Annotated in this window: 10 protein-coding genes; 9 read left to right on the top strand and 1 reads right to left on the bottom strand. The window is 64.6% G+C overall.

Translation table 11 applies throughout. The annotated features are described in order from the left end of the window. Positions 1 to 202: 202 nt before the first annotated feature. The 9 genes from RE429_RS21360 (at position 203) to RE429_RS21320 (ending at position 11773) form a co-directional block, all read left to right on the top strand. The gene (locus RE429_RS21360; protein WP_414475354.1) at positions 203 to 2149 is read left to right on the top strand and encodes a methyl-accepting chemotaxis protein; all 1947 of its coding nucleotides are present in this window, start codon (positions 203 to 205) and stop codon (positions 2147 to 2149) included. Positions 2150 to 2153: 4 nt separating this feature from the next. Further along, positions 2154 to 3635 carry a chemotaxis protein CheW gene (locus RE429_RS21355; protein WP_414475353.1) on the top strand — a complete coding sequence of 494 codons (1482 nt, stop codon included), beginning with the start codon at positions 2154 to 2156 and terminating at the stop codon, positions 3633 to 3635. After that, positions 3632 to 4729: a chemotaxis-specific protein-glutamate methyltransferase CheB gene (gene cheB / locus RE429_RS21350; protein WP_414475352.1), complete on the top strand. Its 1098-nt coding sequence runs from the start codon at positions 3632 to 3634 to the stop codon at positions 4727 to 4729. Before RE429_RS21355 ends, cheB begins: the two co-directional genes overlap by 4 nt. Beyond that, the gene (locus RE429_RS21345; RefSeq protein WP_414475351.1) at positions 4726 to 5583 is read left to right on the top strand and encodes a CheR family methyltransferase; all 858 of its coding nucleotides are present in this window, start codon (positions 4726 to 4728) and stop codon (positions 5581 to 5583) included. Before cheB ends, RE429_RS21345 begins: the two co-directional genes overlap by 4 nt. Further along, positions 5576 to 7567, top strand: coding sequence for a chemotaxis protein CheA (locus RE429_RS21340; protein WP_414475350.1), 1992 nt, complete (start codon positions 5576 to 5578; stop codon positions 7565 to 7567). The genes RE429_RS21345 and RE429_RS21340 overlap by 8 nt, the downstream gene beginning before the upstream one ends. Beyond that, positions 7564 to 7833 carry a hypothetical protein gene (locus RE429_RS21335; RefSeq protein ID WP_414475349.1) on the top strand — a complete coding sequence of 90 codons (270 nt, stop codon included), beginning with the start codon at positions 7564 to 7566 and terminating at the stop codon, positions 7831 to 7833. The genes RE429_RS21340 and RE429_RS21335 overlap by 4 nt, the downstream gene beginning before the upstream one ends. A gap of 102 nt (positions 7834 to 7935) precedes the next feature. Next, on the top strand, positions 7936 to 8319 hold the full coding sequence (locus RE429_RS21330) for a response regulator transcription factor (RefSeq protein WP_414475348.1): 384 nt from the start codon (positions 7936 to 7938) through the stop codon (positions 8317 to 8319). A 1-nt stretch (position 8320) separates the two neighbouring features. Then, positions 8321 to 8959 (top strand): chemotaxis protein CheX, encoded by a 639-nt coding sequence (locus RE429_RS21325; RefSeq protein WP_414475347.1) that lies wholly within the window; start codon positions 8321 to 8323, stop codon positions 8957 to 8959. A 48-nt stretch (positions 8960 to 9007) separates the two neighbouring features. After that, positions 9008 to 11773 carry a PAS domain-containing protein gene (locus RE429_RS21320; protein WP_414475346.1) on the top strand — a complete coding sequence of 922 codons (2766 nt, stop codon included), beginning with the start codon at positions 9008 to 9010 and terminating at the stop codon, positions 11771 to 11773. Here the strand turns inward: RE429_RS21320 and RE429_RS21315 are convergent. Beyond that, a complete protein-coding gene (locus tag RE429_RS21315) occupies positions 11770 to 12678 on the bottom strand; it encodes an IS481 family transposase (RefSeq protein ID WP_414475874.1) in 909 nt (302 codons plus the stop codon). The genes RE429_RS21320 and RE429_RS21315 overlap by 4 nt on opposite strands. Positions 12679 to 12737: the final 59 nt, after the last annotated feature.

Here is a 12737-nt window from a genome sequence, read left to right as displayed (position 1 = left end):
CGAGGTGCGGTGGGGGGCGGGGATCCGTTCGGAGATCCTTCACGCTTCATTGCCTGGGATGAGTTGAGGCGACGCCTTGCTCAGACGGGATCGGCAACTATAAAGGTGACACTTCCTCTATCCCGTTGCGACGAAGCCAGCAGGTGGCTTGCCGGTCGAGGCGGTGCGGCCGAACACCGTTTACAGATTTCAAGGGACCTCAATGGCACTGGTCAAGACGTCCGAGCTTCCGGGCAAGGGCAGCCCACGTCCGGTCGGTGATGAGCCGCCTGCTAAGAATGGATCTCCTGCCGACACGCGGGGAGCGACATCCCAGCGCCGGGCGGTCGAGCGGGTTCGAGCCCGGCAGCAGCAGGCAGCGGAGCGGATCGGCGCCGCCACCGAGGAACTCGCCAGCGGCGTTGCCGAGGCTTCGTCGGCCGCGGAAGAGTTGCGGCGCTCCATGGAGCAGATTGCCAGCGGAGCCGAGGAGGCGGCCGGCGCATCGCAGCAATCCCTGGCAGCCATCATGAGCCTCGGCGCTCAGTTCGCACAAGCCCGCGGACATGCGGAATTCTCACGCGTGAAGACCTCCGGTCTTCAAGCCCTTCTGATCGAAACCGGGGCCCAGATCGACGCCTCCGTCGGGGCCGTGGAGGCCAATGCCGCCCGCCAGAAGGCGATGGTCGACGTCATCGCCCTCCTGGAAAAGCAGGCGGCCGATATCGGCGAAATCACCCGTGCGGTCGGTGACATCTCCGACCAGACCAACCTGTTGGCCCTCAACGCCGCCATCGAGGCGGCCCGTGCGGGGGAGAACGGGCGAGGCTTTGCGGTCGTGGCCGACGAGGTGCGTGCCTTGGCCGGGGCTTCGGAGAAAAGCGCGCAGGACATCCGGACGATGGCGGACGGTATCGTCAGCGACGTTCGGGTGGTGGCGGAAAAAATCAGAACCGTGGCTGAAACAGCCAGCACCGAGGCTCAGATCGGCCGTACCGTCGTGGCGGCTCTGGACAAGATCCGCACGGACGTATCCATCCTGGCCGAGGGCAGCCAATCCATTCTCGTGACTGCCGTCGAGGCGGAGGTTGCGATCCGCGAGGCTCAGCGTGGTGCCGAGCAGGTGGCGAGCGCCGCCGAGGAACAGGCTGCGGCCGCTGCCGAGGCTCAGCGGGCCGTTCAGCAGCAGAGCGCATCCCTGGATCAGAGCCAGCAGAGCGCACAGGCGCTGGCGGTCCTCGCGGACGAGCTGCAGTCCAATACGGCAGGGTCGACGGCGGCCGAGCAGGTCGCATCGGCGGCCGAAGAGCTGTCGGCCGCCATTCAGGAACTATCGGGGGCCGCCGGCGAGATCATGACCGCTGTCGGGCAGATCGGCCGGGGTGCGCAGATGCAGGCCACAGCCACCCAGCAGGCCAATACGGCCATGGAGCAGATCGAGCAGGCGACCAGCGCTTCGCGCGACGTGGCCAATGCCGCCGTCAAGCGAATCGAGACCTTGTCGGCGGATCTGTCGGACAACCGGAGGGCCACGTTGCGGCTGGCTTCCGGCGTCGAGGAGGCATTGAGGGAGACACAGGCCGTCATCGGCCTGATGGGCGGCCTCGACGAATCCGGCCGGCGCATCGAAAAGATCGTGGACAGCATCGCCCTGGTGGCGGTTCAGACCAACATGCTGGCCGTAAGCGGATCCATCGAAGCCGCCCGGACCGGCGAGGCCGGCCGCGGCTTTGCGATCGTCTCAGGCGATATCCGTCATCTGGCGCGGGATGCTTCCGAGAATGCCGACCGCATCAAGGAGGTCGTGCGCCAGATCCGCGATCAGATCGCCGCTGTGCGGCGTGATCTGGAGCAGAGCGCCATTGTGGCGGACACGGAGGTTGCGAAGAACGCCCTGACGGCCGAGAGACTCGGGGTCGTCGAGGCGGACGTCGAGGCGATCCGGCAGGGCAGCGCCGCCATTCTCTCAGGCTCGGAGACGATTTTGACGGCTGTGCGCGAGGTGAGGCTGGGCACTCAGCAGATTGCGGTCGTGGCTGAGCAGGCCGGCAGTGCCGCAACTCAGGCCGCCACCGCAGCGCGTCAGCAGGCGCGTGGCGCCGAGGATCTGGCGGCGGCCATCGAGGAGATCGCCTCCCTGGCCGACGAACTCCAGATCACGGGGTCTTGAGACAATGTCCGGGGCGGCCCCTTCGGCTGCGGCGCAGACGTTCCTGACGGTGCAGGTGGGGGACGAGCGCTTTGCCTTGCCTGCATCCGATGTCGCCGAGGTAATCCGCCCTCCGGCCGTCACCCGCGTGCCGCTCGGCCCCTCAAGCCTCCTGGGGCTTGCCAACCTGCGCGGCGCGGTCATGCCGGTGGTGGCGCTGCACAGCCTTCTGGGATGCGCGGGCCGCCCTTGCGCGACCGCCCGCGTCGTCGTCGTCGATCGCGGCGCCCCGGTCGGCCTCGTCATCGACAAGGTGGTGTCCCTGGAGGCGGGCGGCGCGGCGCCTGCCGACACGACCGGCATGGGTGTCGAAGGTGGCCCGCGTGCGCAGCCGATCGATCTCGATGCACTGTTGGGCAAGGATTTCGGGAACTTCGCCCGTCCCATGCAGCACAGACAGAGTGCGGCTCCTCTTGAGCTTCAGGCGCCGAGCGCCGTCGTGCGGGACGAGGTCGCCCTCGTGTGCTTCGCCGTGGCCGGGCAGGATTTTGCACTGCCGCTCACCGCGGTGCATGGGATCGTGGCGTTGCCCGACGAAGTCGCAATCGTCCCGCGGACGGATGGCGTCATGCTGGGGGTCATGTCGCTGCGCGGACAATTGCTGCCACTGGTATCGCTGCGCGGGCTGCTCGGCCTGCCCGCAGGTGGGCAGGGCAGTGTCCGGCCCCGAGTGGTCGTGGCGCGGATCGGCGCGGGTCTGGTGGGATTGGCCATCGACGGCATGAGGGAGATCCTTCGGGTTCCCGCCAGTATCATCGACCCCGTGCCGGCGATCCTCACCCGTGGCAATGCGGAAGCTCAGATCCAGGGCATCTGCCGCCTCGATGGCGGACGGCGTCTGGTCTCGGTGCTGTCGACGGACCATCTGTTCCGGGATCAGACCCTGATTGATCGGATGATGCCGCAATCGGAGACACGCTACGACATGGATCGCGACATGGACACGGCCGATGGACACTTGAGCGATGACGAGCAGTTCATCGTGTTCCGACTCGGCGGCGAGGAATATGGTCTGCCCATCGGATCCGTCGATGAGGTGGTACGCCTGCCCGACACGCTGGCGCGTTTGCCCAAGGCTCCTGCCTTTATCGAGGGCGTCATGAATCTGCGCGGCCGCGTCGTTCCCGTGATCGATCAGAGGCGGCGCTTCAAGTTTGAGACCCGGGGCGAGCGGCGGCGGGAACGCATCGTGGTCGTCAGAATCGACCACATGCAGGCCGGCTTCGTCGTCGACACGGTGTCGGAGGTTCTCAAGATCCCTCAGAACCAGCTTCGCCCGACACCCGAACTCGCGGCAGACGGGAGCCAGATCATCGACCGCGTCGCGAATATCGAGGTCGAAGGACGAATGATCCTTCTGCTCAATCCACGCGAATTGCTGGACAGGGCTGAAAAGGACCTGCTCGCTGCGATGACCGAGGACAATCCGGAGCGGGCCGCTTCGTGATCCGGCTGCTCATCGTCGATGATTCTCCTCTGATGCGACGCCTCCTCGGCCGGATCTTCACGGCCGAGGGCGATTTCGAGATCGCCTATGCCCGCGACGGGTTGGAGGCTCTGGAGCAGCTCGCCGCGTTCGAGCCGCACGTGATCACGCTCGACGTCCACATGCCCGAGATGGACGGCCTCGCATGTCTCGACCGCATCATGCTGCTGCGACCGTGTCCGGTGGTGATGGTGTCGTCCCTCACGGAGGCCGGCGCCGATGTGACCCTTCAGGCTCTGGAGCTCGGTGCCGTCGATTTCATCGCGAAGCCCGTGCGGGCGGTGTCTTTGGAGATCGAGGCGCTTGCCCCAAGGCTCGTCGAGAAGGTGCGTGCCGCGGCACGCGCCCGCCTGCCCGGCAGCCTGCGGCTGGCCGAGCGGGTGCGTCTGCGCAGTGGCTTGAAACGTGTCCCCGCAGCGGCACCGCCGAGGCACCCTGCGGCGGCGCCATCGAAGCGGCGGATCAAGGGTGCTCCGACTCATGGGCTCGTTCTGGTCGGCACCTCGACGGGAGGCCCGCCGGCGCTCGACGCCCTCCTGTCCCGCCTGCCAGGCGATTTCCCCTGGCCGGTCGTGGTAGCCCAGCACATGCCCGGCTCATTCACCGGCCCCCTGTCCCGTCGCCTCGACAAGCTCTGTGCGCTCACCGTCACGGAGGCCACTCAGCCGATGCGGCTCGCATCCGGCCATGTCTATATCGGCAAAGGTGATGCAGACATCATCGTCAGCGTTCGCCCGGACGGTCCGATCGTGATGCCCGCACCGTCGCTGCCGGAATACCGCTGGCATCCGAGCGTCGATCGCATGGTGGACAGCGCTCTGCAGGACTTCGCGCCCGAGCGCCTGATCGGCGTGCTGATGACCGGGATGGGAAGCGACGGTGCCGAAGCCATGGCGCGCCTGCGGGCGAAGGGCGGCCGCACCATCGCGGAGGCGGAAGAGAGCGCCATCGTGTGGGGCATGCCCGGCGAGCTCGTGCGGCGCGGCGGTGCGCAAGTGATCGCTCCCTTGGAGAAGATCGCCGACCGGCTCATGGACATGGTGGACCGCTCATGACCGGCCCCCGCAAGGTTCAGGCGCTCACGGTCGACGAGATCAGCCGCCTCTGCGAATTTCTCTATTGTCGCACCGGGATGATCTTCGGTGAAAGCAAGCGCTACTATATCGAACGGCGCATTGCGGAGCGCATGGCCTCTACGGGGATGCGCACCTTTTCGGCCTATCTCGCGCATATCGAATCCGCCGTGGACGAGGTCGAGCGCCTGATCAACGTCTTCACCGTCAATGAAACGTATTTCTACCGCGAAGAGCATCAGCTTCTCTGTCTGAGCAGCACGCTTCTGCCGAGCATCGTGCGGACAAGACGGCCGGGTGATCTCGTGCGCATCTGGTCCGTGCCGTGCTCCACCGGCGAGGAGCCGTATTCCATCGCCATCTGGCTGCTCGAGAACTGGCCCCTGGTCGATGCCTATCATATCGAGATCGTCGGTTCGGATATCGATACGCGGGCTCTGTTGGACGCGCGGGCCGGAGATTATGGAGAACGCGCTCTGTCGCGCCTGCCGCCCGATGTGATCGAGCGCTATTTCGAGCCGCTCCGCGACGGACGGCGCCGTCTCATCCAGGACCTGCGGGAATCGGTGACGTTCACCTCCGTCAATCTGGTCGATGCCGCGTCGGTGGCGGAGCAGGGGAAGTTCGATATCGTCTTCTGCCGTAATGTTCTGATCTACTTCGACGACGCCTCCCGTCTTCTGACGGCCAACAATCTCTATGATGCCTTGCATCCGGGAGGTTACATCTGCCTCGGCCATACCGAGTCGATGACCCGGATCTCGAAGCGATTCGATCTGTGTCGCTTCGAGGATGCGATCGTCTATCAGCGGCCGGGGAGGGACAGGGATGGATGATCTTCTCCAGCACTTCATCGTCGAGGCGCGCGAGCTGACCCAGCAGGCCACGGACGACCTCCTGGCTCTCGAGCGCGAACCCCATACGGGCGCGCATCTGGAGAGCGCCTTTCGGGCCGTTCACACCCTCAAAGGATCCGTAGGGCTGTTCGACTTTGCGCCCATGGGTCTCGCGCTGCATGCGGCCGAGGATCTTTTAGGCGCAGTTCGAGCAGGCCGTGGGAGCCCTGGCAGCAACGCGATCGACACCCTTCTCGAGTGCCTCGCTCTGTCGGAGAGCTGGGTCGACGCGATCGCAAAGACGGGTCAGCTCCCGCCCGACGCTGCGGAAAAGGGACATCGTTTGGCGCAGGCGCTACGCTCGACGCTGGACGAGGAACCGAGCCGGCCAATCCCTACGATGCCCGAGGCCGACATTGCCTGGATCGAGGCGTTGCTGGAGCGAAGCGCCGAACCGTCAGCGCTGCAGACGCAGAACGTGCCCCTGGTGGCGATCCGGTACCTGCCGCGCGCCGACTGCTTCTTCGCAGGCGATGACCCGATGGCGCTTCTGCGCGCCGTTCCAGACCTCGTGGCCGTCCGCGTCACGAATCGCGATCCATGGCCGCCTGCCGCACAGATAGATCCCTTCTCCTGCAATCTGAAAGTCGAAGCCCTGTCCAGGGCAGGGCTCGATGCCGTGAAGGCGGTCTTCCGCTTCGTCCCGGATCAGGTGACGTTCAAGGCGATTGCCGGAACTGCGGGAAGCAAACTTGCCGAAGAATCCGATGCGGCTCCTCCAGGTGCCGCGACGGGCGCCGGCGAGGGAAGCGGTGCGCGGACGCTGCGCGTCGACACGGCGCGGATCGACCGTCTGGCGGATCTGGTCGGCGAGATGGTCGTCGCCAAGAACGCCCTTGCGCATCTCACGAGCCGGTCCGGCGACGGATTGGACAAAAGGGAGCTGGTTCAAGGCCTTCTCGCGAGCCAGGCCGCCATCGACCGGCTGGTGGCCGAGATGCACCAGGCCGTCATGGATGTTCGCATGATGCCCATGCGGGATATCTTCCGCCGTTTCCCACGGGCTGTGCGGGACATCGCAGGTCAGCTGGGCAGATCCATCGACTTCTCCATGGAAGGGGAGGATGTGGAGGCGGACAAGGCCGTCGTGGAAGGTCTTTTCGAGCCTCTTCTCCACGTGCTGCGCAACGCTGTCGGACACGGGGCCGAATGCGAACAGCGACGCCGTGAACTCGGAAAACCCGGGAGCACCCGGGTCGTGCTCCGGGCCCGTCGCGAAGGCGACCGGGCCGTGGTCGAGGTGGAGGATGACGGGCGCGGCATTGATCCCGTGGCAATCCGCAGAGCGGCCCGCGAGCGTGGGATCACATCGGCGGACGAGATCGACCGCATGAGCGATGCGCAGGCTACCGAGCTGATCTTCGCTCCCGGCTTTTCCACTGCTGCGGAGGTGACTGATCTCTCGGGGCGGGGCGTCGGCATGGACGCGGTGCGCTCTGCCGTCGAAAGGCTGGGCGGCCAAGCCGGTGTCGAAAGCCGGTTGGGGCGGGGTACGACGATCAGCCTGTCGCTGCCGCTGACGATCGTCATGACGCGGGTCGTGGCGGTCCGGGTCGGCTCCGATCTTTATGGCATCCCCATCGACAGCGTCATCGAGACGGCTTTCGTGCCGACAGCCGGCATTCTGCCAGTCGGAGGGGCAGAGGCTTTCGTCCGGCGCGACCGGACCCTTCCGCTGGTCAGGCTCGCCGATCTGCTGGACCTACCCCGCGCTGCGGAGTCTTCCATGGGCACGAAGGTCTTGGTGATGGCAGTCGGCAACGAGCTCGTCGGAATTGCCGTGGATGGATTTGCCGAACGGATGGACGTTCAGATGCGGCCCATGACGGGAATTCTCTCCGGCATGCCCGGCATCATGGGGACGACGCTCCTCGGCGACGGCAGTGTCCTGATGATCCTCGATATCCCGGAGCTTATCGGATGAGCGTGCGTTTGGATGGAGATGTCATCGTTCTGGAGGGACCGTGCCGGGTCGAGGATGCCGAGCCTTTGTTGGGCTACCTGCAAGCCGATCGGAGCCGGATCGTGGACCTGACGGAGGCCGAGCACCTCCACGCGGCCGTTCTGCAGATCCTGATGGCTTTGAGACCCGCTCTAAGAGGAAGCGGCAGGAATTCCTTCATGCGGGACTGGATTACCCCAGCTTTGATGACGGGGCGCGCCGCCGACATGGCACCACCGCGCGGCTGAACGGTTGTCATTCTTCCGGCATCCTCTAAAAGAGCTTGATAGCACTTACCATTTAAGCCGATCCGGTCGTTCCGGGCAGCCCATCCCTGGCGGAGTACCTGAGTGGCAATAACCGTTCTGATCGTCGACGACAGCAAGCTGGCCCGAATTGTGGCGGCCAAGGCCCTGGCAGCGCTGCATCCCGAGTGGGAACGGGTCGAAGCCGGCAATGCCCAGGATGCCTTGAGGATCCTGAGCGAGCGGTCCATCGATCTTGCCATGATCGACTTCAACATGCCGGAAATGGATGGGCTTGAGCTTGCGGCGGAAATCCGCTCCCGTCATCCCACCATGCCGATTGCGGTGATCACGGCCAATATCCAGGATGAGGTGATCGCCCGCGCCCGCGACGTGAATGCCACTTTTGTCAGCAAGCCTCTGACGGAGGACGGGCTGAGGGGGTTCGCTTCCGGAGCGGCTCTGCGCCTGCGGTCAGGCGGCATGTGACATGATGGCCCACGACATAGCTCTCACGGAGCTCGAACGCGACGCCCTGACCGAACTCGTCAATATCGGGGTCAGCCGCGCCGCCTCAAGTCTGCGCAAGATGATCGGCGAGGAAGTGCTCCTCTCCGTGCCGTCGGTTGAGATCATGGCTCCGCAGGAGGCCGTCCGCCTGATCGCGCAGCGCGAACCGGACGAACTCGTCGCTATCCAGCAGCAGTTCGAAGGCGCATTCTCCGGTCGCGCCCTGCTGATCTTTCCGCAGGCAACCAGCCTGGATCTCGTTCGCGCCATCATTGGCGGAGACGTGCCGCCCGATCAGATTGCCGAGATGGAGCAGGAGGCCCTGGCCGAGACTGGCAACGTGATCCTGAACGGCTGTCTCGCGACCATGGCGAATATGCTCAAGCGATCCCTCAACATCTCCCTGCCGGAGGTGGTTCGGGGCGACGGGTCCCGGTTGCTGACGCTGACGCAGGAGCGATTGGACAGCGGGCTGGTGCTCTTTCTCTACATCAACTTCTCTGTGCGCAGCAAAGATATCCGGGGTTACATCGCGGTGCTCATGGATCTACCCTCGCTTGCAGCCTTGAAGGAACTCATTGCAAGCTTCATCGATCGGGTGATTGGAGACGGGGTTTGAAGCGATGGCGCCTGAGAAGAAGCGAAGCTCAATCAAAACCCGCTCGGCATGAACGCCCGAACTCTTCCATACGACACGGTCGAACGGACTGTCCAAGCTGCGGTGGATGAACTGCGGCAGGTGGCCGGCCCGATCTTCTTGGCGCTGCAGCGATCGGGCTTGTCCGTGGTCGCGACGAACCCGCGGTTGCCCGGCAACCCCATCGTGTTCGTGAATGAAGCCTTCTGCCGGACGACCGGCTATTCCACCGAGGAGGCTGTCGGCCGCAACTGCCGCTTCCTCCAGCCGCACGAAGCGAGTGAGGATTCCCGCCGGCAAATCCGCGAGGCCCTGAGTGATGGACGCGCCATCTCGATCGAGATCCTGAACCGGCGCAAGGATGATACCCGGTTCTGGAATCATCTTTTCATCACGCCGGTCGGTGACGAGAACGGCAAGCCGCTCTTTTTCCTTTCGACCCAAGTCGACGTCACGCAGGCGCATCAGGCAGGGGAGATGCAGGCGGCGCTTCGTGCGAGCCAGAAAGAGCTCGATCAAACGAATGAGCGGCTGCGGCAGACATTGACCGTCGCCGGAACGGGCGGCTCCTGGGATTGGGACATTGCCAATCACCGGTTCACCGCCGATGCGCGTTTCGCAGCGCTCAATGGCCTCGATCCCGCTGAAGCCGCGAGAGGCCTGCCGGGCGAAGCCTTCTTCAAAGCCATTCATCCGGATGATCGTATCCGCATCCGCCTCGCCGTTGCAGGTATTCTCAACGGTGCCGAGGTCTTCTCCAAGGAATATCGTCTTCTGGCCCCCGAAGGCTCCGTACGGTGGGCTCATGCCCGGGGGCGTTGCCATTTCGGCGATGACGACCAACCGGTGCGCTTCACCGGTGTGGTCGTCGAGATCACCGAGCAGAAGCATGTGGAGGAGCGTCTTCGCATCGCGCAGAGCGCCGGCGGGATCGGAACCTTCGAATACGTGGACGGCTTCGCGACGGTCAGCGTATCGGACGAATTCTGCCGTCTGCTCGGATTGCATCCCACCAGCGATCTGCCGGTTCGTACGATCAACGCCCTCGTCGTCCCGGGAGATCCCGCCGTGGTCGAGCAAGGAGCGGAGGACCAGGGCGCAGCCTATGCAGAGTGCCGGATTCAAAGACCCGACAATACGGAGATTCGCTGGCTGGCGCGCAGGGGCGAGTATGTCCGCGACACTGAAACAGCAGGCCTGCGTTTCATCGGCGTCATCTACGACATCACGGCCGCGAAGCAATCGGAAGAGCGGCTGCGGGAACTCAACGAGCGGCTGGAGAGCCGGGTCGAGGAGCGTACCCGAGAGCGTGACAGGCTCTGGAGCCTGTCGAGCGACCTTTTCAGCGTCTGCGATGCCGATGGTTTCCTCAAAGCCGTCAATCCTGCCTGGATGGATCTGCTCGGCTACAGGGAGGACGAGGTTGTCGGCACCCGGTTCGAGACCTGGATCCATCCGGAGGATCGGACATCGAGCCATCATCTGCTCCAGGTCCTGCAGCGTGGCGAACCGCTCAAGGACTTCGACGTCCGCATCCGGGCGAAGGACGGGTCCTATCACTGGATCAGCTGGACCTTCGCACCGGCTGAGGATGTGTTCTATAGCGTCGGTCGCGATGTCACCCAGCGCAAGCAACTGGAAGAGCAGCTCCGGCAGAGCCAGAAGATGGAGGCTGTCGGTCAGCTCACCGGCGGCATCGCACACGACTTCAACAATCTCCTGACCGGCATTGTCGGCTCCCTCGATCTTCTGAAGACGCGCATGGGAGCGGGCAGATACGAGAGACTCGATCGCTACATCCAGGCTGCAACGACATCGGCCAACCGGGCTGCCGCCCTGACGCATCGTCTTCTTGCCTTCGCGCGGCGACAGCCGCTCGACCCCAAATCCGTGGACGTGAACCGGCTCGTCATGTCCATGGAGGATCTCCTGCGGCGCACCACGTCAGAGGCGATCGAACTCATGATCGCGACATCGGACGATCTGCCTTTGACCTTGTGCGATCCCAATCAGCTGGAAAGCGCGATCCTCAATCTTGTGATCAACGCCCGGGATGCCATGCCTGAAGGCGGCGATCTCATCATCGAAACAGCCCTGATTCATCTCGACATCGCCTCTGCGGCGGCCTCACAGGAGATCGCGCCAGGTTCCTATGTGACCATCCGCGTTTCGGATACCGGAACCGGAATGCCGCCCGATGTGCTGGCTCAGGTCTTCGATCCCTTCTTCACCACCAAGCCGATCGGGGAGGGCACCGGTCTCGGCCTGTCCATGGTCTACGGCTTCGCCAAACAATCCGAAGGCCATGTTCGGATTGCCAGTCAGGTCGGCCGGGGCACGACCGTGACGATCTATCTTCCGGCTCATGAGGGCGAGATTTCGGAGGCCGTTGCGGCGCCAAGCTTAAGCGAGGCGCACCGGGCGGAGGCCGGTGAGGCGGTCCTGGTGGTGGAGGACGAGCCGGTCGTCCGGGCTCTGATCCTGGAGATTCTGGCCGATCTGGGCTACCAGGCCCTTGAGGCGGTGGACGGGCCGTCCGGCCTTCAGATCCTCGAATCGAAGCGACGCATCGACCTGCTGGTCACGGATGTCGGCCTGCCGGGCCTGAACGGACGCCAGCTGGCCGACCAAGCGCGACTCGTAAGGCCCGATCTCAAGGTCCTGTTCATTACCGGCTACGCCGAGCAGGCCACCATGGCGTCGGGCTTCCTGGCGCCCGGCATGGAAATGATCACGAAGCCCTTTGCCATCGATGACCTGGCCGTGCGGATCCGCGAAATCATGGAGCGGGACTAGCTGTCGTTGCCAAGCAGGTTGTTCAGCCTTTGCCAGGGCGGCATGTGGTTCAGGGCGGAGTGCGAGCGTTGCGTGTTGTAGTGGGTGAGCCACGGCTGCATGGCGGCGGTTCTCTCGGCCGAGGAGGCATAAGGCGCGCCATAGATCCATTCGCGCAAGCTCGTCTGGATGAAGCGCTCGGCCTTGCCGTTGGTTTGCGGCCGATAGGGGCGCGTGCGGTTGTGCCGGATGCCTTTGGCGGCCAGGGCGGCACGGAAGGCGCGGCTTTTGTAGGCGGATCCGTTGTCGGTCATCACCCGCTCGACCGTTACGCCATGGCGCGCGAAGAAGGCGAGCGCCCGCTCCAGGAAGGCGAGCGCGCTGTCTTGCGTCTCGTCGGCCAGGATCGCCGTGTAGGCCAGCCGCGAGGCATCGTCGATGGCCACATGCAGCGCCTCCCAGCCGGTGCCGCGCTTGGCTGACTGGCCCGTGCGGTCGCCGGCGATGCAATGGCCGATCCCATCGATGCGCCCGAGCCGTTTGGAATCGATGTGGATCAACTCGCCGGGCTGCGCGCGTTCGTAGCGCAGGACCGGCTCGCGTGGGGTCAAGGCGCTCAGGCGGTTGAGGCCGAGCCGGCGCAGCACAGCGCCGACCGTGGAGCGCGGCAGGCCGAGGATGCGGGCGATCGCCGGACCGGACAGGCGCTGGTGCCGCATCACGCGCTTGAGCGCCATGATCCGCCTCGATGATATTCTATAGATGTCACGGTAGCTGATGCCGTACTTACAATACCAGCGCGCGCACAGCAGGATGATCTCGGCCGGAAAGCGGCGGCGCTTGAACAGAGACACGGGATCGGCTCTTCGATGAACCGCTCCTTGTTGTACGGCCGGGGTTAATGCAACGGTCCCGATTGATGACAGGGCTGCGTCTGTATGTTAAGAAACGGCGCGACTGATGCTCGATGTCGCATCGGTCCCCA

Source organism: Microvirga sp. M2 (genome assembly GCF_047497095.1).
GTDB lineage: Bacteria > Pseudomonadota > Alphaproteobacteria > Rhizobiales > Beijerinckiaceae > Microvirga.
The sequence above is the reverse complement of the archived record's forward strand: the minus strand, read 5'-3'. Positions and strand labels throughout refer to the sequence as shown.